Origin of the sequence: Pigmentiphaga litoralis (assembly GCF_013408655.1) — a bacterium.
GTDB classification, from domain to species: Bacteria; Pseudomonadota; Gammaproteobacteria; order Burkholderiales; family Burkholderiaceae_B; genus Pigmentiphaga; species Pigmentiphaga litoralis_A.
The window spans coordinates 3,047,614-3,069,045 of sequence record NZ_JACCBP010000001.1; the positions used below are offsets into that span (position 1 = coordinate 3,047,614).

The 21,432-nt window shown below is 65.4% G+C and carries 21 protein-coding genes; 10 read left to right on the forward strand and 11 right to left on the reverse strand.

What is annotated here, in order from left to right:
• Positions 1 to 8: 8 nt before the first annotated feature.
• From HD883_RS13720 to HD883_RS13740, 5 genes are read right to left on the reverse strand one after another with little or no spacing between them, the layout of a single operon-like run.
• Positions 9 to 2,414, reverse strand: coding sequence for a xanthine dehydrogenase family protein molybdopterin-binding subunit (locus HD883_RS13720; protein ID WP_179584540.1), 2,406 nt, complete (start codon positions 2,412 to 2,414; stop codon positions 9 to 11).
• Positions 2,411 to 2,899 (reverse strand): (2Fe-2S)-binding protein, encoded by a 489-nt coding sequence (locus tag HD883_RS13725; protein ID WP_179584538.1) that lies wholly within the window; start codon positions 2,897 to 2,899, stop codon positions 2,411 to 2,413. Before HD883_RS13725 ends, HD883_RS13720 begins: the two co-directional genes overlap by 4 nt.
• The gene (locus HD883_RS13730; protein WP_179584536.1) at positions 2,892 to 3,773 is read right to left on the reverse strand and encodes an FAD binding domain-containing protein; all 882 of its coding nucleotides are present in this window, start codon (positions 3,771 to 3,773) and stop codon (positions 2,892 to 2,894) included. Before HD883_RS13730 ends, HD883_RS13725 begins: the two co-directional genes overlap by 8 nt.
• 18 nt (positions 3,774 to 3,791) lie before the next feature.
• Complete coding sequence (locus HD883_RS13735; protein WP_179584534.1) at positions 3,792 to 4,967, reverse strand: ABC transporter substrate-binding protein; 1,176 nt, start codon at positions 4,965 to 4,967, stop codon at positions 3,792 to 3,794.
• A 46-nt stretch (positions 4,968 to 5,013) separates the two neighbouring features.
• Positions 5,014 to 5,466 (reverse strand): CoxG family protein, encoded by a 453-nt coding sequence (locus HD883_RS13740; protein ID WP_257022175.1) that lies wholly within the window; start codon positions 5,464 to 5,466, stop codon positions 5,014 to 5,016.
• 335 nt (positions 5,467 to 5,801) lie between these two features.
• Here HD883_RS13740 and HD883_RS13745 point away from each other — a divergent pair, with 335 nt between their 5' ends.
• Positions 5,802 to 6,392 (forward strand): TetR/AcrR family transcriptional regulator, encoded by a 591-nt coding sequence (locus HD883_RS13745; protein WP_218863143.1) that lies wholly within the window; start codon positions 5,802 to 5,804, stop codon positions 6,390 to 6,392.
• 12 nt (positions 6,393 to 6,404) lie between these two features.
• On the opposite strand, the gene HD883_RS13750 is transcribed toward HD883_RS13745, so the two are convergent.
• Both HD883_RS13750 and HD883_RS13755 read right to left on the reverse strand, forming a co-directional pair.
• A complete protein-coding gene (locus HD883_RS13750) occupies positions 6,405 to 7,676 on the reverse strand; it encodes an adenosylmethionine--8-amino-7-oxononanoate transaminase (RefSeq protein ID WP_179584528.1) in 1,272 nt (423 codons plus the stop codon).
• A gap of 103 nt (positions 7,677 to 7,779) precedes the next feature.
• The gene (locus HD883_RS13755; protein WP_179584526.1) at positions 7,780 to 8,418 is read right to left on the reverse strand and encodes a cysteine hydrolase family protein; all 639 of its coding nucleotides are present in this window, start codon (positions 8,416 to 8,418) and stop codon (positions 7,780 to 7,782) included.
• Between the two features lie 122 nt (positions 8,419 to 8,540).
• Here HD883_RS13755 and HD883_RS13760 point away from each other — a divergent pair, with 122 nt between their 5' ends.
• The 5 genes from HD883_RS13760 (at position 8,541) to bioD (ending at position 13,111) form a co-directional block, all read left to right on the forward strand.
• Complete coding sequence (locus tag HD883_RS13760; RefSeq protein WP_179584524.1) at positions 8,541 to 9,497, forward strand: helix-turn-helix domain-containing protein; 957 nt, start codon at positions 8,541 to 8,543, stop codon at positions 9,495 to 9,497.
• Between the two features lie 82 nt (positions 9,498 to 9,579).
• On the forward strand, positions 9,580 to 10,767 hold the full coding sequence (locus HD883_RS13765; protein WP_179584521.1) for an aminotransferase class I/II-fold pyridoxal phosphate-dependent enzyme: 1,188 nt from the start codon (positions 9,580 to 9,582) through the stop codon (positions 10,765 to 10,767).
• Positions 10,764 to 11,561, forward strand: a complete 798-nt coding sequence (locus HD883_RS13770; protein WP_179584519.1) for an alpha/beta fold hydrolase — start codon at positions 10,764 to 10,766, stop codon at positions 11,559 to 11,561. The genes HD883_RS13765 and HD883_RS13770 overlap by 4 nt, the downstream gene beginning before the upstream one ends.
• Positions 11,558 to 12,358 carry a methyltransferase gene (locus HD883_RS13775; protein ID WP_179584517.1) on the forward strand — a complete coding sequence of 267 codons (801 nt, stop codon included), beginning with the start codon at positions 11,558 to 11,560 and terminating at the stop codon, positions 12,356 to 12,358. Before HD883_RS13770 ends, HD883_RS13775 begins: the two co-directional genes overlap by 4 nt.
• A gap of 81 nt (positions 12,359 to 12,439) precedes the next feature.
• The gene (gene bioD, locus HD883_RS13780; protein ID WP_179584515.1) at positions 12,440 to 13,111 is read left to right on the forward strand and encodes a dethiobiotin synthase; all 672 of its coding nucleotides are present in this window, start codon (positions 12,440 to 12,442) and stop codon (positions 13,109 to 13,111) included.
• A gap of 15 nt (positions 13,112 to 13,126) precedes the next feature.
• On the opposite strand, the gene HD883_RS13785 is transcribed toward bioD, so the two are convergent.
• On the reverse strand, positions 13,127 to 14,029 hold the full coding sequence (locus tag HD883_RS13785) for a LysR family transcriptional regulator (RefSeq protein ID WP_179588571.1): 903 nt from the start codon (positions 14,027 to 14,029) through the stop codon (positions 13,127 to 13,129).
• Positions 14,030 to 14,180: 151 nt separating this feature from the next.
• Here HD883_RS13785 and HD883_RS13790 point away from each other — a divergent pair, with 151 nt between their 5' ends.
• The 4 genes from HD883_RS13790 to HD883_RS13805 all read left to right on the forward strand — a co-directional run bounded on the left by HD883_RS13790 (position 14,181) and on the right by HD883_RS13805 (position 18,223).
• The gene (locus HD883_RS13790) at positions 14,181 to 14,957 is read left to right on the forward strand and encodes an SDR family oxidoreductase (RefSeq protein ID WP_179584513.1); all 777 of its coding nucleotides are present in this window, start codon (positions 14,181 to 14,183) and stop codon (positions 14,955 to 14,957) included.
• A gap of 26 nt (positions 14,958 to 14,983) precedes the next feature.
• A complete protein-coding gene (locus tag HD883_RS13795; protein WP_179584511.1) occupies positions 14,984 to 15,268 on the forward strand; it encodes a hypothetical protein in 285 nt (94 codons plus the stop codon).
• A gap of 101 nt (positions 15,269 to 15,369) precedes the next feature.
• Positions 15,370 to 16,698 carry an aspartate aminotransferase family protein gene (locus HD883_RS13800; RefSeq protein ID WP_179584509.1) on the forward strand — a complete coding sequence of 443 codons (1,329 nt, stop codon included), beginning with the start codon at positions 15,370 to 15,372 and terminating at the stop codon, positions 16,696 to 16,698.
• 172 nt (positions 16,699 to 16,870) lie between these two features.
• The gene (locus HD883_RS13805; protein ID WP_218863139.1) at positions 16,871 to 18,223 is read left to right on the forward strand and encodes an APC family permease; all 1,353 of its coding nucleotides are present in this window, start codon (positions 16,871 to 16,873) and stop codon (positions 18,221 to 18,223) included.
• 22 nt (positions 18,224 to 18,245) lie between these two features.
• Here the strand turns inward: HD883_RS13805 and HD883_RS13810 are convergent, their stop codons facing one another.
• The 3 genes from HD883_RS13810 to HD883_RS13820 form a co-directional block, all read right to left on the reverse strand.
• A complete protein-coding gene (locus tag HD883_RS13810; protein WP_179584507.1) occupies positions 18,246 to 18,971 on the reverse strand; it encodes a hypothetical protein in 726 nt (241 codons plus the stop codon).
• Positions 18,972 to 19,367: 396 nt separating this feature from the next.
• Positions 19,368 to 19,874: a single-stranded DNA-binding protein gene (ssb, locus tag HD883_RS13815; protein ID WP_179584505.1), complete on the reverse strand. Its 507-nt coding sequence runs from the start codon at positions 19,872 to 19,874 to the stop codon at positions 19,368 to 19,370.
• A gap of 188 nt (positions 19,875 to 20,062) precedes the next feature.
• Positions 20,063 to 21,277, reverse strand: a complete 1,215-nt coding sequence (locus HD883_RS13820) for an MFS transporter (RefSeq protein WP_257022176.1) — start codon at positions 21,275 to 21,277, stop codon at positions 20,063 to 20,065.
• Positions 21,278 to 21,432 lie beyond the last annotated feature (155 nt).

The window sequence follows — 21,432 nt, forward strand, 5'->3', positions numbered from 1 at the left end:
TTGCGGGCTTAACGGTCCAGGGATCCCGAGTCCGCGTCGTCGGGATACAGCACGTCCAGCACGTGGCTGGGCGTAAACGGTTGCTGCCAGACCTGGTGGCCCGTGGGCCGCAAGGCATCGTTCACCGCACACCAGATGGCGCCCACGGCGCCGACCGTGCCGGCTTCGCCAATGCCCTTGGCGCCCAGCAGCGTGGCGCGTTCGGGCGTGCTGACATGGGACACGTGGATGTCGGGCATTTCCGATGCCATCGGCACCAAGTAGTCCGCCAACGATGCGTTCGTCATCTGACCCGTCTCGTCGTACACGCAGTGTTCATACAGCGCGGCGCCGATGCCCTGCACCACGCCGCCGCGCACCTGCTCGTCCGCCAGCAATGGGTTGATGACGCGCCCGCAGTCTTCCACCACCCAGAAGTCCAGCACCCGGATGACGCCCGTGTCGATGTCGACTTCGACATGCGCGGCTTGCACGCCGTTGGCCATGAAGTAAGGCTTGTCTGTCGGGGCGAAGGACGCTTCCAGCGTCAAGGGCGGAAGCGGATGCACCGCGATCGCCGACGCGTCGTAGTGCGCGGCGGTCGCCACCTGGCGCAGGCTGCGCACGGGCTGACCGGTGTCATCGACAATGCTGTCCCCGGCAATGCTGAGGCCTGCGGCGTCCACGCCGATCAACGCCGCTGCGATCGCCAGGATGTTGGCGCGCAGTTCGGCCGCCGCCCTGCCCGCCGCTTCGCCTGCCAGTGCGATGCCTCGTGATGCCCAGGCGCCGCCCCCCAGCGGATCGGTCGCCGTGTCCCCGCTAATGACGAGCACCTCGTCCAGCGCCACCCCCAACGTTGACGCGATGACCTGCGCGATGCCGGTACGCACGCCTTGCCCCTGGTCGGTGGCGCTGGTGCGGCAGGTGATGCGGCCCGATGGCGTCAGGCTCAGGCGCACGCTTTCCTTGCCTGCAATCCGGATGCCGGCGGGTCCATACAGGCGCGACCCCACGCCTGTCATTTCCACGAAGGTGCACAGGCCGATGCCGCGATACACGTTCTGCTCGCGCCGCTGCGCCTGCTCGCTGCGCAACCGGGCGTAGCCCATCTGTTCTTCAATTCGGGTCAGGCAGGCGTCGAGCGACAGCGGGCCCACGGCCATTCCGGTCGCACTCAGATGCGGCTTGCCATCGTCCGGCACGGGCGCAAGATGATTGCGGCGGCGGATCTCCAGGGGATCAATGCCAACGGCGGCCGCGGCATGGTCCAGCAACTGTTCGATGACTGCGCTGGCGATTGGCTGGCCTACCGCGCGATAGGCGCCGGTCGGCACCTTGTTCAGGTAGGCGCCCCGCACGCGCCCGCGCATGGCGGGCAAGCGGTAGGCGCAGCCGCACAGGTCGAGCGCCTGCAATGCCTCGCCCAGGCTGCTGCGCGGATAGATGGAGTAGGCGCCGAATGAAAACAGCGCGTCCACTTCCAGCGCGGCGATCGTGCCATCTTCATGGACGGCCAGCCGCGCTTCGACCCGCGCGTCACGCGCATGGACGTCGCTCAGAAAGGATTCCAGGCGGTCGGGCTGGAAGGTGAGCGGACGGCCCAGCAGCACGGCCATGGCCGCGACCGCCACTTCGTCCGCATACGCATGCAGCTTGATGCCGAATGCGCCGCCCACATCGGGGCATACCACGCGCACCTGTTCCAGCGGCAAGGCCAGTTGCCGGGCAAAGATTTCCTGCATCTGGAACGGCGCCTGGTGGGAGGCATACACGGTCAGCTCGCCCACCCGCGCATCGAAAGCGGCCAGGATGCCACGCGGTTCCAGCGTGACCCCGGTCTGCCGGCCGAACACGAAGCGCTGCGTGACCACATGCGCCGCCGTCGCAAACGCCGTGTCGGCATCACCGATATCGATCCGCCGATCCAGCGCAAGGTTGTTCTGCAAGGCGGGGTGGCACGGCAGCGCGCCGTCTTGCAGCGCCGCGTGGGGATCGACGGTGGCGTCGATGGAAGTCCAGTCGATCACGACCTGTTCCAGCGCGTCTTCGGCCTGGGCGCGGGTCTCGGCCACCACCGCAACGATCGCCTCGCCCTGCCAGTAGGCCTCGCCAATGGCCATCGGATGCTGCGGCGCGCTGTGATGCGTGGGCAGCGTGGCAAAGGTCGTCTGCCAGGGCGCGCACACCGCGTGCAGGTCCTCGCCAGTCATGACGGCGACAACACCGGGGCACGCGCGGGCCGCCTCCAGATCCAGGATCTGGAATGTGGCGCGTGCAAACGGGCTGCGCAGGAAGGCGACCTGCAGCACGCCCGCCATGTCGATGTCGTCAAGGTAGCGGCCCTGCCCGGACACGAAACGGCGGGCTTCCGGGCGGGTGGGCGATCCGCCAAGCAACGAGGTGGCCGGTGCGCTTGCAGCGTGATCACTCATGATGGGATGCCATCCTTGCGCGCCAGTGCCGTGGTCTCGATCGCGTCGACGATGGCCTGGTAGCCCGTGCAGCGGCAGTAATTGCCGGAGATCGCATCGCGGATCACGGCGCGGCTGGGACAGGTTTGCTGCGACAGTAATTCGGCTCCGGTCATCAGCATGCCGGGCGTGCAATAGCCGCATTGCAAGGCGTTGCGCTCGACAAAGGCCGATTGCAGCGCGGCGATCTCGCCCGTGGCCGTCAGTCCCTCAATGGTGTCGACCGTGGCGCCGTCGGCCTGCACCGCCAGCATCAGGCATCCGCGCACCACCACGCCATCCACGCGCACATTGCACGCGCCGCACACGCCATGCTCGCAGCCGACATGCGCACCCGTCAGGCCAAGGTCGTGGCGCAGCATGTCGACCAGGTTGCGCCGCACCGGCACGTTCAGCTGGCGCGCCAGGCCGTTGACGACGACAACGATGTCGGCACGCTTATCCATGCCAGGCTTCCCGTGAAGTGAACGTGGCCGTCAGTACACGGCGGATCAGCGCCGCGGCCTGCCGGCGTTTGACGGCCGGGCCGCCAAACATATTGGTGTCAGGATCCAGCGATGCCGCGGCGGCCGATGCAATCGCTTCACCCAGCGCAGGCGACCAGGCCTGCCGGTCCGCCAGCGCGGCCGCGTCGCGGCAATCGATCGGCATGGTGTCGGTCCCGAATACGACCAGCCGCAGGTCGGTCATTCTGTCTGGGGTGCCACGCGCGGTAACGGCGACGCCCACCATCGCGAAGTCCCCATGCCGGCGGCTCAGTTCATCGAAGCCGACGCGTTGATCGGCCGGCTGGCAGGGCACGCGCACTTCGATCAGCAGTTCGTCATCGCGGCGCGCCGTTTCATAGAGACCAAAGAAAAAGTCCCGGGCCGGCACGCCACGCGTTCCAGACTGGCTTTGCAGCACCAGCGTGGCGTCGAGCGCAATCGCACAGGCGGGCATCTCGGCAGAGGGATCCGCCAGCGCCAGGCTGCCGCAAGTCGTGCCACGATTGCGGATCGCCGGATGCGCGACATGGCGCATGGCCGCCGTGATCAGCGGCGCGTGCAGGGCCACCAGGGGCGATCGGGCCACCTCGGCGTGACGGGCCAGCGCACCGATACGCAAGTAGTTGCCGTCGCCGGCCAGATGAATCCCGCGCAGGGCATCGATCCGGTTGATATCGACCAGCAATGCCGGCGCCGACAGCCGCAGGTTCAGCGTCGCCATCAGACTCTGCCCGCCTGCAAGAATGCGGGCGTCATCGCGATGCTCGGCCAGCAGCGCACAGACCGCATCGATGCTGGCAGGACGGCAATAGGCAAAGTCTGGCGCTTTCATGGGGTTGCGGGCTCCGGCCTACTTGAGCGCGCACGCGCTGTAGTAGGCATCCTTGTGATCCTTCAATGGCGTGGCGATCAGCTTGCCGCGGATCTGGCCATCATCCTTGACCATCTCAAACGCGTAGTAGTCCTGAATCGGCAGGTTGTTCGTGTTGAACTTGAACGGTCCGCGCACCGACTTGAATTCGTTGCCGGCTGCCTTGACCGCCGCCACGAAGGCCGGCTTGTCGGTCACTTTGCCATTGACCTTGCGCACGGCCACGTCCAGCAGATTGGCGGCATCGTAGCCCGTGGCCGCATACGCGCTGGGCACCCGCTGATACTTGGCGATGAACGTTTTGACGAAGCGGGCGTTCTCGGCGTTTTCCAGCGTCGCATCCCACATATTGCCGCTGACCACGCCCACCGCGGACTCGCGCAGCGCAGGCAGGTTCGCGCCGTCGACGGTAAAGGTCGAATAGACCGGCAGCTTGCCGACCATGCCGGACTGGCTCAGTTGTTTGGTGAAGTTGACGCCCATGCCGCCGGTGTAGAACATGAAGAGGGCATCGGCCTTGCTGCTTTGCAGTTGCGTGATCTCGGCCGAGTAATCCGCCTGGTTGACCTGGGTGTAGACCTCTTCGGCCACGGTTCCCTTGTAGAAGCGTTTGAAGCCCGCAAGCATGTCCTTGCCCGCCTGGTAGTTCGGCGCCATCAGGTACACGTTCTTGTAGCCCTTTTCCTGCATCAGCTTGCCGATGGCCTCGCCAAACCCGTCATTCTGGAACGATACCGAAAACACATTCGCCGCGCATTGACTTCCTGCCATGGGCGACGGGCCGGCGCTGGTCGCAATGGCGGGCACGCCCGACTCCGACAGCCGGCGCAGGGTGGCCATCAGCACATTGGAATAGCCCAGCCCGACGATCGCATCGACCCGGTCGCGCTCCAGGAATTTGCGCACGATCTGCACGCCGATCTCGGGCTTGAGCTGGTCGTCTTCCTTGATCACCGTGGTGGCTTGGCCGCCCAGCTTGCCGCCCAGCTGTTCCAGGGCCAGCGCAAACCCGTCGGCCTGGTCCTGCCCGACGACGGCCTGCGGTCCGGACAGCGGACCCGAAAAGCCGATCCTGACGTCGGCATGCGCCGCGCCACCTGCCGCCAGCGCGCCAAGCAGCGCGCACACGGTCTTCACCCTGCGATGGGAATTCATAAGGTCGTCCTGTCAGTCGTGGGTCGATCGGGGGCCAGGCAGAAGGTTACGTGGCGGTCGCCGCGTGGCCTTCGAAACGGGCCAGGAACTTGCCAAAGAATTCGTCAGCCATCTTGCGGGCCGAACTGTCGACGAGCCGCGCGCCAAGCTGTGCGAGCTTGCCGCCGATCTGGGCGTGGACGGTGTAGGAAAGCAGGGTTCCAGCGCCTTCTGGAACGAGCGAGACAGCGGCCTGGCCCTTGGCGAAACCGGCGACTCCGCCCTGCCCTTCGAAGCGGATCACATAGGACTGGGGTTCGATGATGTCGGACAGCGTCATGCGGCCCTTGAAGCGCGCGCTGACCGGGCCGACCTTGACGGCCATGGCCACGTCGTACGTGTCGGGAGCGACAAGCTCGATGCGCTCGCAGCCGGCGATGCAGGACTGCAGTGTGTCCGCGTCATTGAGTGCGTCCCAGACAGCTTCCTGGGGAGCGGGGATCAGACGGGTACTGGACATGTCCATACGATGACTCCGTGAACGCACGACTGAAAACCGAACCTCATTCTCTATTCCGAAAAAATGAATGTCAAGTTTTTTTGGCCTGGGTGCAGCCCGTGTTTTCAGGGGCGCTTTCGGTCACCGCAACGCACCATATTCAGACGTGGCGGCACCATTTCAATGCTCGATGCCGCACCACGATAGGACGCTTCAAAAACGAATGACGATAGCTAATCAGCGGGATGAGCGGACAGGTGCATGGACGGCTCTGCCTGGTGCACCGTGCTACGATCGTCAGCAAATTCCAACCGGATGTCCATTCAAGCACCGTGGCACAAGTCAAGAAAAGCGGCATGCGCGAGGCGATCCTGCAGGCCGCCTTCGACCTGTTCTCGCGCAAGGGCTACACCACCACCACCATGGCCGAGATCGCGCGGACCTCGAACATGACCGTGGCCAACCTGTATGTGTACTTCGATTCCAAGCTGCTGATCCTGCACGAGCTGTACCGGCCGTGGCTGGATACCCAGTTGCAGGCGCTGGCCGAATCGGTGCGCAAGTTCCGGTCGCCGCAGGCGCGGCTGCGCCGGCTGTTCATCGGCTTGTGGGGCGACATCCCCGCGGCCGATCACTGCTTTGCGAACGCGCTGATCGAAGCGCTGGCGGTGTCGCCGGTGGGCGCCGGAAAGTCCAACACGCTGCTGGCGGATGTCGAAGCGGTACTGAGCGGCATGATTGCGGAATGCCTGCCCGACGAGGCCGACGGCGCCGCGCGTCACCCGCTGCTGTCCCACTTGGTGTGGATGGCGTTCGATGGTTTCGTGATCAATACCCGGATCGGTGACGTGCGCGATATCGAGCAGGTGGCCGACCTGATGACCCGCCTGCTGCTGGCGGAATCAATCGAACCAGCGGCCGGGAAGGTGTCGTCCGCGCTGGGCTGACGCGCACAGCACTCAGGGCGCGCCCGCGGCCACGACCGCATTCACGGCCTGGATCAGCCGCTGCAGATCCTCCGGCCCGATCGTCAAGGCGGGCGTCAGATACACAATGCGCCCGAACGGCCGCACCCACACCCCCTGATCGATCAGCCGCTGCTTGAGCCGGTTCATGTCGTTGATGCGGGTCAGCTCCACGACACCGATCGCGCCCAGTGTGCGAACGTCTTTCACCCACGGCAAACCTGCGAGGGCTGCCAGGCCTTCGCGCAAGGTGGCACCGATCGCTGCCGCCTGCGCAAGTCGCGGTTCCTGCTCGAACAGATCCAGGGACGCATGCGCCGCCGCGCAGGCCAGCGCGTTGCCCATGAAGGTCGGCCCATGCATCAGCGCATGGCCGGGATCGTCGGACAGGAACGCGTCAAAGACGCGTTGGCTCGCCACCGTGGCGGCCAGGGGCAAGGTGCCGCCGGTCAGTGCCTTGGATAGCGTGATGATGTCGGGTCGGATGCCAGCCTGCTCGAACGCAAACAGGCTGCCCGTCCGCCCGAAGCCGGTAAAGATCTCGTCAAAAATCAACAGCATGCCGTACCGGTCGGCCAGCGTGCGCAGCCGCTGCAGCACGACAGGCGAGTGCAGCAGCATGCCGCCCGCGCCCTGCACCAGCGGTTCCACCAGGATACCTGCGAGCTGGCCGGCATGCTGCGCCAGGTGCGCATCCAGTGCCGCCATCGACGCCTCATCCACCGGCAGCGCCGCCACGTCATGCGTCGCCAGCAACCCTTTGAACACGGCGTGCATGCCGTCATCCGGATCGCATACCGCCATCGTGCCGAAGGTATCGCCGTGATAACTGCCCTTGAACACCAGGAAGCGCGATCGGCCTGGCTCGCCGCGATTGAGCCAGTACTGCATGGCCATCTTCATGGCGACTTCGACCGCCACCGACCCGGACTCGGTAAAGAACACCCGGTCCAGCCCAGGGCCCAGCAAGGCCGCCAGCCGCTGTGCCAGGAGCAGCGCCGGTTCATGCGTCAACCCGCCGAACATGACGTGCGGCATCACCTCCAGCTGAGCGCGGATGGCCTCGGCAATGTGGGGATGGTTGTAGCCATGGCAGGCCGTCCACCAGGACGCAATGCCGTCCACCAGGCTGCGTCCATCGGCCAGTTCGATACGCGTGCCGGACGTCCGCACCACCGGCAAAGGCGGCGCGGCTGTTTTCATTTGCGTATACGGCAGCCAGATATGGCGGCTGCCGTGGTCGATCCAGTCGGGGGAACGCGTCATGGGCACATCCGGGAAACAAGTCTGCTGAACAGGGACCCGAGTGTAGCCATGTCGGTGCGTGCCCGGGGGAGCCCCCCCCTTGCCGGCCGGGATCGGCCGTGGCCTAGCGTGCTGCAGCGCGCTGCAGGAATTCCTCGCAGGTCATTACATGCGCGGTCGAGAAGGCCAGAATGGCCAGGGTGGCCTGATGGACTTGCGCCGCGGTCAGGGCGCCATAGCCCAGGTCGGGATAGTCGAACGTTCCCGTTGCATCCGACAGGAAGGCGACGCGATAGTTGTGGAACATGGCATCGCGCGCCGTGGCATGACAGCAGTTTTCGGTCGTGGTGCCAGTGATGGCGACCGTGGTGATCCCCCATTCGCGCAGGATCAGGTCCATGTCGGTGGCAAAGAACCCGCTGTAGCGGTGCTTCTTGATCACGTGTTCACCCGCTGCCGGCGCCAGCCCCGGATGGATGTCGACGCCGGCCGTGCCATCGATCAACGCGGCCCGGCTGGCAATCGGCGGGTACAGGTCGCCATACCGGCCCATGTCGCAGCCGTCGCTGCGGTGGACATGCGAGGTATAGATGACGCGGATGCCTCGTTCCCGGCACGTGTTCAACGTGCGCGCAAGCCGGGGCATCATGTCGGTGGCCTGACGCGACTGGAGCGGCGCGCCGTCCGCGACGAAATCATTCTGCATGTCGACCACGATCACAGCGGTGGTGCGGGGATCGATCGAATCGAGTTGGTAGGGCATGGTGAACTCCGGTGGTGGAACACAGAAGTCCCACAGTAGAATTTCCGGATCCGGCACGCTTGACCGCCAGCGCCATGCGCTTTGCCATGAGCGACATCCCCGTCCCGCCGCAGGAGTCTTCCATGCAGCCCTATGCTTTAGTCCGGCCCGGCGATAGCTTCGAAACCTGGCACCACGCTACCTGCCGAAACTATTCGACGACACAAAGCCGCGGTGTGCCGGACAAGCACTTCCGGGCAAGCGTGCGCGTGCGCCCGTTCGGTCCGGTCGCCCTCAGCGAGATCGCCTCTGAACTTGCACAGGGCGATCGCCTGACCGTGACGCGCGCGCCCGCCGACATCCGGCGCGATCCACGAGACGATTTCCTGCTGTGGATTGCGCGCAGGGGAACGACGTGTATCGAGCAGGACGGACGCGTTGCCGTGCTCGGTCCCGGGGATCTCGCACTGCATGATCAGGCGCGTCCGTTTTCGTTGACGTTCGCATCGATGTCGTCGGCCATCATGGTGGTGATGCCGCGCGCGTACCTGACCGTGCGCCTGCCGTTGGCGGAACGATTGGTGGCCCAACGTATCGCGCGGGACATGCCGCTGGCCCGGCTGTCGGCGACGCTGGCCAGGCAGGTGGCGCGGTCGCCAGAGAACCTGCCGGACGCCACGGCGGACCGCCTGTGCGATGCGGCGCTGGATATCTGGTCGACCCTGCTGGACAGTGCACTGGATGGCGCAGCGGTGCTGCCGTCCGCGCGCGCAACGGCGGCGACGCGGCGGCTGCACGAGGTCAAACGCTACATGCTGGACCGGCTGGACGACCCGGAACTGGACATCGTCACCATCGCAACTGCGCACCACGTGTCCACCCGAACCCTGATCCGCCTGTTTGCGGCAGAGGGCGTCACGCCCATGCGATGGTTGCTGGCGCAGCGATTGCGGGCGGCCCATGACGCGCTTGCCAACGGAACGGCGCACAGCGTGACCGACGCGGCGCTGGCCTGTGGCTTCAGCGATCTGTCGCACTTCAGCCGCTGTTTCCGCGCCGCGCATGGCCGGACGGCGCAAGAGGTATTGCAGCGCAGGTAAGGGGTGAGCGGCCATCCGGTTATGCTGCAACCCTTCTGTTGCAGCCCTTCCGCCGCGACCCTTCAGATCCTCAAATTCATCCATGTCGACGTTTGACCTTTGTTTCGAGCAGCTCCTTGCCGATGCGTCCGCGCGCAACATGCGCCGCCACGTCAGGCCGCTGGCCGCTGCGGCGGCGGGACGCATCGTCAGCGAAGGCCGCGAGCTGCTCAATTTTTCGGGCAATGACTACCTGGGATTGGCGCGGCACCCCTTGCTGACCGAACGCGCGGCCGACTGGGCCCGCCGTGACGGTGCGGGGGCGCAGGCCTCGCGGCTGGTGACCGGCACCCTGGATGCGCACGCGCAGGTCGAAGCGAAGCTTGCGCGGCTGAAGGGCACCGAAGCGGCGTTGCTCTTTGCCAGCGGCTGGCAGTTGAACGCCAGTGTGCTGCCCGCCTTGATCCAGGGACTGGGCGCCCGTGGGCAGGTCGAGGTCTATACCGACAAGCTCGTGCACGCCAGCATGCACCACGGCTGCCAGGCTGCCGGCGTCAAGCAGACCCGTTTCCGGCACAACGATCTGGCGCATCTGGATCGTTTGCTGACCGACCGTGCCGCGCCTGGCGTGCGCCGCCTGATCGTGACCGAAAGCGTGTTCAGCATGGACGGCGACCGCGCCGACGTGCCAGCCCTGGCGGCCTTGGCGGACCGGCATGGAGCCTTCCTGTACCTGGATGAAGCCCATGCAACCGGCGTGCTGGGCCCGCAGGGCATGGGCCTGTCGGGACTGGCGCCCGGCGGCGTCGACCTGATCATGGGGACGTTCAGCAAGGCGCTGGGGGGCTTTGGCGCCTATGTGGCGGGGTCACGGGCCCTGTGTGACTTCCTGGTGAACACGTGCTCGGGCTTTATTTATTCGACCGGTTTACCGCCGTCGGTATTGGGTGCGATGGACGCGGCGCTGGACCTGGTGCCCGGCATGGATGCCGAACGCGCGCATCTGGCGCGGCTGTCGGCGCGGCTGCGTGAGGGCTTGCAGGCGCAGGGCCGGGATACGGGCGCGTCGTCCACGCAGATCGTGCCTGCCATGGTGGGCGATGCGGGGGACGCGGTGGCGTTGAGCGCCAGGCTGAAAGACGCCGGCATGCTCGCCGTCGCGATCCGGCCGCCGACGGTGCCTGCCGGCACCAGCCGCCTGCGCATCGCATTGAGCGCCGCGCATACCGTGGATGATGTCGATCGATTACTGGATGCCCTGGCGCGCGATCCGCTGCGGGGTGGGTCATGACGCCAACGCTGTGGTTCGTGCATGGCTGGGGCTTTGATGCGAGTGTGTGCCATCGGTTGGCGGATGCGTTGGCGGGTTCCTTGACGGATGCATCGATTGACCCCATGCCTCTCGGCCCGCAGCGGCGATACGACGCGGGTTACGTCGGCGCATCGTTGCTTGCGCCACCTTCGGAGCCGTTCATCGCCATTGCGCATTCGTTCGGAATGATGCGTGTACTGAAGGATCTTCCGGCGCACTGCGTGGGCATCATCTGCCTGAATGGATTTGCGCGGTTTTCCGCGGCGCCCGACTTTGCTGCCGGCACGCCCCTGCGGCTCATCGATCGGATGCTGCAACGGCTGCGGCAAGACCCCATGGGCGTGGTCAATACTTTTCGTGCACGGTGCGGCGCGGAACCGTACCCGGTCACGACCGAACTGGATGTGGATGCGCTGTTTGCGGACCTGTCCGCACTGCGCGATGACGATGCCCGGGCCGCACTGGCCGCATGCCCGGTGCCGATCGTGGTGGTCGCTGCCGAGGACGACCCCATCGTGCCGCCGGCCATGACGGCGATGACGTTTGCAGATCAGGGTGCGATGCAGGTTGCCATGCTTGCGGATGGCGGCCATGTGTTGCCACTGACACGTCCCGATGACTGCGCCGATGCCGTGCGCCGGTTGGTTCAATCACTGCCTGCGGGGCAACTTGCCGCGCTGAACGGGCCGGCATCGTCACCGAATGCCTCGGCAAACCGGTCGCAAAACGTTGTCATCGTCAACGACATGGCGCCGCCAGCGTCCGCGCCATGACTGCATCCGCCCGACGCGAAGCGATCGCCGCACGGTTTGCTCGCGCAGCCGACCGCTATGACGACCACGCCGACGTGCAGCGCCATGCCGCGTCGACATTGGCTGCGCGGATCGCTGCGCTGCACTTGCCGCCGCGCCCGCGCATTCTTGAAATTGGTTGCGGCACGGGGCTGCTGACTGCGGCGTTGGCCGCACGTATTCCGGTGGCGGATTGGACGATTACCGACGTTGCTCCCGACATGATTGCCGCCACGCAGCGTGCCGTTACCGATGGGCGTATCCGCATGAGCGGCGCCGTGCGATACGCCTGCATGGACGGCGAGCATCCCGACGCGTCGCACCTGAAGCGGTACGACCTGGTCTGCTCCAGCCTGGCCGTGCAATGGTTCGACGATATCGAAGCGGGCTTGCAGCGTCTTGCAGGCTGCCTTGCGCCGGGCGGCGCCCTGGCCATCAGTACACTGACTGCCAACACCTTTGAGGAATGGCGCGACGCGCACCGCCACTTCGATCTACGGGCTGCCACGCCGGACTATCCCGCGGCAGACACACTGGCGCGCGTCCTGCCTGGTCATGCAGGTGGCATTACCATCGATCCGCAGCGGGTTCGCTTTTCGGACGGACTGGCTTTCGTGCGCAGCCTGAAGGGCATCGGCGCCACCTTGCCGCGCGAAGGAGCCCAGGCACTGCGCCCCTTGGATTTCAGGCGGGTGCTGTCCCGTTTCACGGACGAAGGCGCCATGGTGACGTATGAGATCGCCTATGGGCTGTGGCTACGCACAGAGGGTGCATCATGACGCAGCCTGGCGGCCGTCGCACCGTCGCACCTTCGCATCGCTACCTCGACCTGTGACCCCTCTTCCACGAGCAGCTCCCCCATGACCCACGCATCCCCACTGCCCCACCGCGGCGTCTTCGTCACCGGCACCGACACCGGCGTCGGCAAGACCCTGGTGTCCGCCATCCTGGCCAAGGCCTGGCACGCCGATTACTGGAAGCCGCTGCAGACCGGCGTGGCGGACGAACCGGGCGATACCCCCAGCGTCATGCAACTTGCTGACCTGGCGCCGTCGCGAGTGCACGCGCCATTCGTGGTGCTGCAGGCGCCGCTGTCCCCCTGGGCCGCGGCACCGCTGGAAGGCGTGCGGATCGACACCGATGCGCTGACCTGCCCCCTGACGGCGTCCCCGCTGATCGTCGAAGGCGCGGGCGGCCTGCTGGTGCCGATCAACGACGAGGTGATGATGATCGACCTGATTGCGCGGCTAGGCTTGCCCGTCGTCCTGGTCGCGCGCAGCAGTCTGGGCACCATCAATCACACCTTGTTGAGCTTGCAGGCGTTGAAGGCCGCCGGCATTGCCGTCGCCGGGGTGGTGATGAACGGCCCGCCGTCGGCAGGCAATCGTTTGGCGATCGAACGATTCGGCAAGGTGCCGGTCATTGCCGAAGTGCCGTCGCTGGAGGCCGTCGATCCCGCAACCGTGGCCGCGCAGGCTGCGCGCGTGCCGACGCTGGCAGCCATGATGGAAGCGATGGCCTCGCGGCGCTGAACGGTCCCCGCTGCCTTAAAGGGTTCCAGCCGCCTTGGCGTCCGCAAACACCTGCGTCAACCAGTCCACGAACACCCGCACGCGCGGCGACATGTGCCGGCTTTGCGGATACAGCACCGACACCGGCATGGGCGGCGGCGGATGCTGCGGCAGCAATTCGATCAAGGTCCCGGCATCGAGCAGCGCCGCGATGCGGTACCGCGGCACCTGGATCATGCCCAGGCCGGCCAGCCCGGCCGCCGTGTACACCTCGGCGCCCGACACCGTCACCCGCCCGCCGATCTCCACATCGGTCTGCGTGCCCTCCACCATGAACTCGAACGGGTAACGCCTGCCGGTCGACGACACGTAGTTGATGGCGCGGTGCGCCGCCAGGTCGTCCAGCGAATCCGGTTGGCCATACTGCTGCACGTACCCGACGCTTGCGCAGGTGGCCTGGCGCAGGGTCGCCACCCGCCGGCCGGTCAATGATGAGTCACCCAGCGTGCCCGCGCGCAGCACGCAATCGACACCTTCACGGACCAGATCCACAAATCGATCCGCCTCGCTCACCGCCAGTTCGATGTCCGGAAAGCGCTCCATGAATGCGGGCAAGGCGGGAATCACGAACTGCCGCGCCAGCGACCCTTGCAGGTTCACACGCAACAATCCCTTGGGCGCCACCGTGCGGAAGGCGTTTTCGGCATCCTCGATTTCGGCCAGCAGGTGCAAACATCGTTCGTAATAGGCGTCGCCATCCAGGGTCGGTTCCACCCGCCGGGTACTGCGCTCCAGCAGACGGGCCCCCAGGTGCGCTTCCAGGGCGTTGATGGTGTGCGTCAGCGTCGCGCGGGGCATATTCAGGTCATCCGCGGCAAGCGTGAAACTTTTGCGCTCGTAGATGCGGACGAAGACCTTCATCGCGCGCAGGGTGTCGATGGGCATGGGGGATTCCTGAGGGTGACGCCAGGATTGTTGCACGTGGATTGTTGTGCGATCTTGAATAATAACGTCAAGGCCAGGGGCTTTATCTGCTCGGACTGAAGGCGCACCATGCAGTCATTGCCACATCGACTCAAGGACCTTAGCCATGACCCACCCGACCACTTCGACCTCTTCGACTACCGCCGCCGCCGGCCAGGCAGGCGTTGCCATCATCACTGGCGCCTCGCGCGGCATCGGTGCAGACATCGCCCGCCGCCTGGCCCATGACGGCTATGCCGTGGTCGTGAATTACGCCAGCCGGTCCACCGACGCGGACGCGCTTGTCGCGTCGCTGGCCGCCGACGGCCACCGCGCCATCGCCGTCAAAGCCGACGTGGCCCAGTCTGCCGACGTGCAGCGCCTGTTCGACGAAGCTGAAAGCCAGCTCGGCAAAGTCGATGTGCTTGTCAACAATGCCGGCATCCTGACGACGATGCCCCTGGCCCAGACCAGCGACGAGCTATACGAGTCGACCTTTGGCGTCAACGTGCGCGGCACCTTCAACACCCTGCGCGAAGCGGGCAAACGACTCAACGATGGCGGGCGCATCGTCAACTTTTCCAGCACGACGCTGGCGCTGAACCTGCCGGGCTACGCGATCTACAACGGCACCAAGGCTGCGGTCGAGGCCTTCACCCGCGTGTTTGCGAAAGAGCTGCGCGGCCGCCAGATCCGCGTCAACGTCGTCGCCCCGGGCCCGGTGGCCACCGACCTGTTCCTGAACGGCAAGACGGAAGAGCAGGTGCAGCAGTTCGCCAAGATGCCGCCGCTGGAACGCCTGGGCCAGACCGACGACATCGCCAAGGTCGTCGCCTTCCTGGTCAGCCAGGAGTCGGGCTGGGTGAACGGGCAGGTGCTGCGCGCGAACGGCGGTCTGGCTTGATGCAGGACGAGGTCTGAGGAAGCACCATGCACACCTTGCTCGCGACGCTTGCCGGCCTGCTCTTCCTTGGCGTCCTGCTCGTCATTGAACGTGCGTTGCGGCTGCCGACGCGTACCGTGAATGCTGCCTTTATCATTCTGTGGCTGGCCGCAACGGTGGTGCATGGGTACTTGGGCATCCTTGCCGGCCAGACCCTGATGACCGAAGTCCTCGTTGGCGTGGTCGTGTTCGGCGTGCCGCTGGCCGCGCGGATCGCCATGCGCGTCATGTCGCGCAGAAACGCCTTTCGCACGAAGCCGCGCGCCACCTAGGCAGCCCCCGATTTTCACCTCGTAGCCAAAGGGGGCTGGCCGCGAGCGGCGCGGCTGGCCATAATCGCAGTTCTCTCTCTTCCTTGAGCGACGCTGCGGCAATGGCCTCTCCCTCCTCCCCTTCCCCTTCCGACCTGTCTGCCTACTGGATGCCGTTCACGGCCAACCGGGACTTCAAGGCGCACCCGCGCATGCTGGTCTCGGCCGAAGGCATGTACTACCGCGACGATGCCGGCAACGCCGTGCTCGACGGGACAGCGGGACTCTGGTGCGTGCCGCTGGGCCACAGCCAGCCGCGCATCGTGTCAGCCGTGCAGAAGGCCGTGGCCACGCTGGACTACGCACCGTCATTCCAGATGGGCCACCCGGCGGCCTTTGAATTGGCGGATCGCCTGCGTGACTACACCGGTGGCCGCTTCAGCCAGATCTTCTTTACCGGTTCGGGATCGGAATCGGTCGACAGTGCACTGAAGATTGCGCTTGGCTACCATCGGGCGCGCGGCGAACCCACGCGCACCCGCTTCATCGGTCGCGAACGCGGGTACCACGGCGTGGGCTTTGGCGGCATGTCGGTGGGCGGCATCCCGGGCAATCGCAAGACCTTCCATGCGTCCTTGCTGCCCGGCGTGGATCATCTTCAGCATACGCACGATCTGACCCGCAACGCCTTCAGCCGCGGCGTGCCGCAGCATGGCGCCGAACTGGCGGATGAACTGGAACGGCTGGTGACGCTGCACGATGCGTCCAACATTGCCGCAGTGATTGTCGAGCCCGTATCCGGCTCCACCGGCGTGCTGATTCCGCCCGTGGGCTACCTGAAACGCCTGCGCGACATCTGCACCAAGCACGGCATCCTGCTCATCTTTGATGAAGTCATTACCGGTTTTGGCCGCCTGGGCACCCCCTTCGCGTATGACTACTTCGATGTCATGCCCGACATGGTCACCACCGCCAAGGGCGTGACGAACGGCGTCGTGCCGATGGGCGCCGTCATGGTCCAGCCGCACGTGTACGACGCCTTCATGCATGGCCCGGCCGGCATCGAACTCGCGCACGGCTACACCTACTCCGGCCATCCGCTGGCGTGCGCGGCGGGCCTGGCCACACTCGATATTTTTGAGCAGGACGGCATTCTTGAACATGCTCAAAGCGTGGTCGAGTATTGGCACGATGCCGCCTTTGCGCTGCGTGACGCGCCGAATGTGATCGACATTCGTGCGATCGGCATGGTCATCGGGATCGAACTGGCGCCCCGCGCCGGCCAGCCCGGTGCGCGGGCGTTCGAGGCCTTCCGCCGCGCGTTCGCCGATGGCCTGCTCATCCGGGTGACGGGGGACATCATCGCCTTGTCGCCGCCGCTGGTGATCGAGAAGGCCCAGATCGACGAATTGTTCGACAAGCTCGGAAAGGTATTGCGCAACCTGGACTGATCGATCGTGTGGCACCGGCGATGGTCCGTGCGCCACGATCAGCAGGCTTAGCGGATCGGACTATCGCACTATTGGATTATCCGATTATCGGCCGCGGACTTTGCCCGCGCCATGCGACGCCAGGATCCCAACTTTCACTCAAGCGCCGGCCCAGTTCCGCGCAAGGAATGCCATGTCGTCCCAGGAATTGCCTTCGACCGGTGAGCCCGCCATGCGTGATGTGACCGGCGAACCGCTGCGCCGCGCCATCACCGGCCCGCTGCTGCTCTTCTTTATTCTGGGCGACGTGCTGGGCGCAGGCGTCTACACCCTGGCCGGCACCATTGCCGGGCGCGTCGGCGGCGCACTGTGGGCGCCACTCTTGCTCGCACTCGTCTTTGCACTGCTGGTAGCCGGGTCCTACGCGGAACTCGTCACCAAATACCCGCGCGCAGGCGGCGCGGCTGTCTTTGCGGCCAAGGCCTTCAAACGGCCTGTCATCTCATTTTTGGTCGGCTTCTGCATGGTCGCCGCGGGCGTCACCAGCGCCGCTGGCCTGGCCGTCGCCTTTGCCGGCGACTATTTGAGCGCGTTCATCAACGTGCCCCCCATCGCCGCCGCGCTCGTCTTTCTCGTCGCCATCGCCCTGCTCAATGCCCGCGGCATCAAGGAATCGCTCAGCGCCAACCTGGTCATGACGTTGATCGAGCTATCCGGCCTGCTGATCGTCATCGCCTGCGGCATCTATCTGGTGACCAAAGGACAAGGCAACTTCAGCCAGCTGACCCAATTCCGTCCCGGCGTGTCGCCGGCCATGGCCGTGCTTGGCGGTGCCCTGCTCGCCTTCTATTCCTTTGTCGGCTTCGAGACATCCGCCAACCTGGCCGAAGAAGTCCGCGACGTGCGCCGCGTCTACCCCATCGCCCTGTTTGCGTCGCTGCTCATCGCGGGCCTTGTGTACGTGCTCGTTGCCCTGGCTGCATCGCTGATCGTCCCGATCGATCAGCTGGCCAACTCATCCGCCCCGCTGCTGGAAGTCGTCCGCGCGTCCGGCCTAGGCATCCCGCCCCGCTGGTTCGCGGTGATTGCCCTCGTCGCCGTCGCCAACGGCGCCCTGCTCACCATGATCATGGCCAGCCGCCTGACCTACGGCATGGCCCGCGAAGGCCTGCTGCCCGACCGCCTCGCCAGCGTCCTGCCCGTGCGCCGCACTCCCGGCACAGCCATTCTCTGGACCACCGTCGTCGCGATGGCCCTGACCTTCACATCCACCCTGGAAGTCCTGGCCGGCACCGTCGTCCTGTTGCTGCTGGTGGTGTTCCTGAGCACCAACATTGCCGTGCTGGTGCTGCGCAAGGACGTGGTGGCCGAGCCGCACTTTCGCGTGCCGACCATCCTGCCGTGGCTGTCGATCGGCTGCTGCCTGCTGCTGGCGTCGCAACAGAGCCTGGAAACGGTGCTGCGCGGTGGCGGGTTGCTGCTGCTGGGCGTGCTGTTGTTCGGCCTGACGCGGTTGGGGAAAGGGGCGTCGCCAAGACATCGGTGATTGACGTATGCGCCGTGACCGGCTATCGCCTTTGCTTGTACAACGCCAAGCCTGCATTGTCAGAGATTGGAACGCCTTCTGACCATGGAGCAAGAGGCTGGCTGACGTAGGCAAATACGGCCGCATCCTGAACAAGCTGATCGAACAGCCTGCCTTGAAATCCGTGTCTATGAACCTGTGCGGTCTGAGGGCACATCCACGCCATCACTTGGAGTATCCGCTGCCGCCTGGACATCACCCGCTGCAGCATGTCGGACCAATGCTGCGCGGGACTGCTGCGGAACCATCCTTCCGACCAGACCGGCTTGCAATGTGAGAGCCGGTTGCGCCAGTTCTGCGCATCTTTGACCACGGCGACCGTCTCCTTCCGGTTAGGCTGGAATCGCCAATGCTGCCTGGCTCTCGGATGCGCCGGAAACACGTCAACGAAAGTCGTCGCTTCGATCGCAGGTGTCGGCAGCTGCGAATCGAGCACATTGGGCCAGACACCGAACGAGAGCGATGCGACAACACGGCCGGGAGGTGGGAGAACAGCGAGGCGCAGGCCGCTGTTCGCGCAAAGTATCTTTTCCACCTTTTCGAATGTTTCCCCGTAAAGGATCATCCATCCGGCTTTGTGGTCGTACCAGGCGACAGATGTGGCCGGCTCACCCGCGGCCATACTCGCCTGACGGGACAAACTGACATGAATCCGATTCCGGAGTGTGATCTCGAATGTGTGGACAAGCGATTGCAGACACATTGCCATTGATTGGCTCCAAAGGATGGCGCCAGCCGTTTCTGCATCGGTCTGTGTACGAAAGACGCGTCGGTAAACCCCTGCGCGCGGTCTGGATAACGTGTCCAGGTAAGCTTGGTAAGGCATTGACGTGAACATCCTCGATAACTATACTTTTTTGATGCACGGCGGGATCCGCCGCTCCCAAACCCAGTCGCAAGACCGGGTGCCCTTAGGTTCTTGAACCGAAATTGGTGAAGCCCCCGCCGTAATAGAGCCTGCGCCACCCACTGGGTGGCGTTGTGCTTTCTGCGACGCATACGCCACACGCCTTCCGCGGCCATCGTGGCAACCACGTACAAACCCATCGCCCAAAGAAAAACCCCGCGTCGCCGCGGGGTTCCTGGTACCAGACTGCTCGATCGATCAGAACGGAATGTCGTCGTCCATGTCCGCAAAGTTCGGCGCGGCATTGTTGCTCGAGCCTTGCGACGCGGCCGGACGCGGGCTGCTGGCCGGACGGGCGGCCGGGCGGGCAGCCGGGGCGTTGTAGGTCTGATCGCCGCCGTCGTTGCCGCCGCCGCCACCGCCGCCTTCACGGCCACCCAGCAATTGCATCTGGTCGGCCACGATTTCGGTCGTGAACTTGTCGGCGCCGGTGTCCTTGTCCTGCCACTTGCGCGTCTTCAGGCGGCCTTCCACGTAGACCGGGCGACCCTTCTTCAGGTATTCGCCGGCGATTTCGGCCAGGCGGTTGTAGAACACCACGCGGTGCCATTCGGTTTCTTCACGCTTTTCGCCGGACGTCTTGTCTTTCCAGCTGGACGTGGTGGCGATGGATACGTTGCAGATTGCCGCGCCATCGGGGCTGTAGCGGACTTCGGGGTCGCGTCCCAGGTTGCCGACGAGGATTACTTTGTTGACGGATGCCATTCCACTTTCTCCAAATGATTCAATTGCAATGTCGGGCTGCGCGCGTCGGCGGGTGGGGCACAGAACGCCGCCGGTCGCAGCCCGTCATGATTCGTTCGATGGGCCCGGGCCACCATGCGGGGTGGCTCGTATGGCCCGGATATTTCGGTCCTGCCTGCGGGCGGGTTCCACCCGCCCTGCCGGCGCCATCAGGACGCCGCGGCCTGCCGGGCCGTGCGGCGCGGCGGCAGGGGTGTCAGCCGCCAGGTGGCAATCAGCCATATTACCGCGAGCACGGCGGCCAATACGTATACGGCTGAAGAACTTGCGTGCAACGACAGGTAGCCGCCCAGCGCGCCCCCGGCGAACAGCCCGGCGGCCTGGCTGGTGTTGTAAAAGCCCAGCGCCAGGCCCTTGACGGTAGGTGGCGCCACCCGCGAAACCAGAGACGGCTGCATGGCTTCCAGCACGTTGAAGACCGAGAAGAAGGCGGTCAACGCGATGACCAGCGCCACATAATGCGCCTGCGCCCAGACCAGCCCGATACAGACCAGCAATAAGGCGCCGACTGCGCCCCGCATGGTCTGCCGGTGGGTCGAAAAGCGTTCCGTCACGCCAATGATGGGCACCATGACCAGGAAGGACACGACGATCACGGGCAGGTAGACGCGCCATAAGGTGCTGGCTTCGAGCCCGCCGATGCGCACCAGGGTGGCTGGCACGACGACAAACAGCGCCACCTGGATCAAATGCAATGTGAATACGCCAAGATTCAGGCGCAGCAGGTCGGGGTTCAGCAGCACGGTGCGGAACGGAATCTTGCCGGTGGACGGCGGCGTGGGCGGCGCGGCCGGGACGATCCAGGCGGCAACGGCCAGGGCGGCCACCCCCAGTGCGGCGATGGTCCAGAACAGCCCGGGCAGCCCGCCCCAGCCGACCAGCAGGGGCGCCAGCACCAGGGAAATGGCAAACGTGATGCCGATCGACACGCCGATCATGGCCATGGCTTTGGTGCGGACGTGGTCGCGGGTGGCGTCGGCCAGCCAGGCGGTGACGGCGGCCGATATGGCGCCGGAGCCCTGGATGGCTCGCCCGAGGGTGATCCAGAAGAGGTCATCGGACAGCGCACAGACGATGCTGCCGAGCACGAACAGAAGCAGCCCGAACACGACCACCGGCCGGCGGCCCCACTTGTCGGACGCAATGCCAAAAGGAATCTGCATGAAGGCCTGCGTCAGACCGTACATGCCCAGCGCCAGGCCCACGCGGGCGGGGTCGTTCCCGCCGGGCAGGCCCTGGGCCGCGACGGCAAATACCGGCAGCAGCAGGAACAGCCCGAGCATCCGGCACATGAACAGGCCGGCCAGCGAGAAGCTGGCGCGCCGTTCGGACGGGGTCATGCGAAAGGAGTCAGGAGCGGTCATCAGGACGCATGGATGCAGCGAGGGCGGATCGGATAGGCGCGCGATATTGCAGCGCGTTATAGTACCAAGTTGGCTTTTGACCGGGTTGGACGCAAACGTTCGGCCGGCCGATGCCGGAACAGCAAACGGATAAGCAAAACTGATGGGTTGCAGAG

Bases quoted from the DNA above. Each gene is read 5' to 3' on its own strand.
- HD883_RS13730 (WP_179584536.1), bottom strand. From the start codon at position 3,773: ATGAAAGCGCCAGACTTTGCCTATTGCCGTCCTGCCAGCATCGATGCG.
- HD883_RS13795 (WP_179584511.1), top strand. From the start codon at position 14,984: ATGCACACCTTGCTCGCGACGCTTGCCGGCCTGCTCTTCCTTGGCGTC.
- HD883_RS13755 (WP_179584526.1), bottom strand. From the start codon at position 8,418: ATGCCCTACCAACTCGATTCGATCGATCCCCGCACCACCGCTGTGATC.
- HD883_RS13765 (WP_179584521.1), top strand. From the start codon at position 9,580: ATGTCGACGTTTGACCTTTGTTTCGAGCAGCTCCTTGCCGATGCGTCC.
- HD883_RS13750 (WP_179584528.1), bottom strand. From the start codon at position 7,676: ATGACGCGTTCCCCCGACTGGATCGACCACGGCAGCCGCCATATCTGG.
- HD883_RS13740 (WP_257022175.1), bottom strand. From the start codon at position 5,466: ATGTCCAGTACCCGTCTGATCCCCGCTCCCCAGGAAGCTGTCTGGGAC.
- HD883_RS13760 (WP_179584524.1), top strand. From the start codon at position 8,541: ATGCAGCCCTATGCTTTAGTCCGGCCCGGCGATAGCTTCGAAACCTGG.
- HD883_RS13790 (WP_179584513.1), top strand. From the start codon at position 14,181: ATGACCCACCCGACCACTTCGACCTCTTCGACTACCGCCGCCGCCGGC.
- HD883_RS13800 (WP_179584509.1), top strand. From the start codon at position 15,370: ATGGCCTCTCCCTCCTCCCCTTCCCCTTCCGACCTGTCTGCCTACTGG.
- ssb (WP_179584505.1), bottom strand. From the start codon at position 19,874: ATGGCATCCGTCAACAAAGTAATCCTCGTCGGCAACCTGGGACGCGAC.
- HD883_RS13820 (WP_257022176.1), bottom strand. From the start codon at position 21,277: ATGACCGCTCCTGACTCCTTTCGCATGACCCCGTCCGAACGGCGCGCC.
- HD883_RS13735 (WP_179584534.1), bottom strand. From the start codon at position 4,967: ATGAATTCCCATCGCAGGGTGAAGACCGTGTGCGCGCTGCTTGGCGCG.
- HD883_RS13745 (WP_218863143.1), top strand. From the start codon at position 5,802: ATGCGCGAGGCGATCCTGCAGGCCGCCTTCGACCTGTTCTCGCGCAAG.
- HD883_RS13770 (WP_179584519.1), top strand. From the start codon at position 10,764: ATGACGCCAACGCTGTGGTTCGTGCATGGCTGGGGCTTTGATGCGAGT.
- HD883_RS13720 (WP_179584540.1), bottom strand. From the start codon at position 2,414: ATGAGTGATCACGCTGCAAGCGCACCGGCCACCTCGTTGCTTGGCGGA.
- HD883_RS13805 (WP_218863139.1), top strand. From the start codon at position 16,871: ATGTCGTCCCAGGAATTGCCTTCGACCGGTGAGCCCGCCATGCGTGAT.
- HD883_RS13810 (WP_179584507.1), bottom strand. From the start codon at position 18,971: ATGGCAATGTGTCTGCAATCGCTTGTCCACACATTCGAGATCACACTC.
- HD883_RS13725 (WP_179584538.1), bottom strand. From the start codon at position 2,899: ATGGATAAGCGTGCCGACATCGTTGTCGTCGTCAACGGCCTGGCGCGC.
- HD883_RS13775 (WP_179584517.1), top strand. From the start codon at position 11,558: ATGACTGCATCCGCCCGACGCGAAGCGATCGCCGCACGGTTTGCTCGC.
- bioD (WP_179584515.1), top strand. From the start codon at position 12,440: ATGACCCACGCATCCCCACTGCCCCACCGCGGCGTCTTCGTCACCGGC.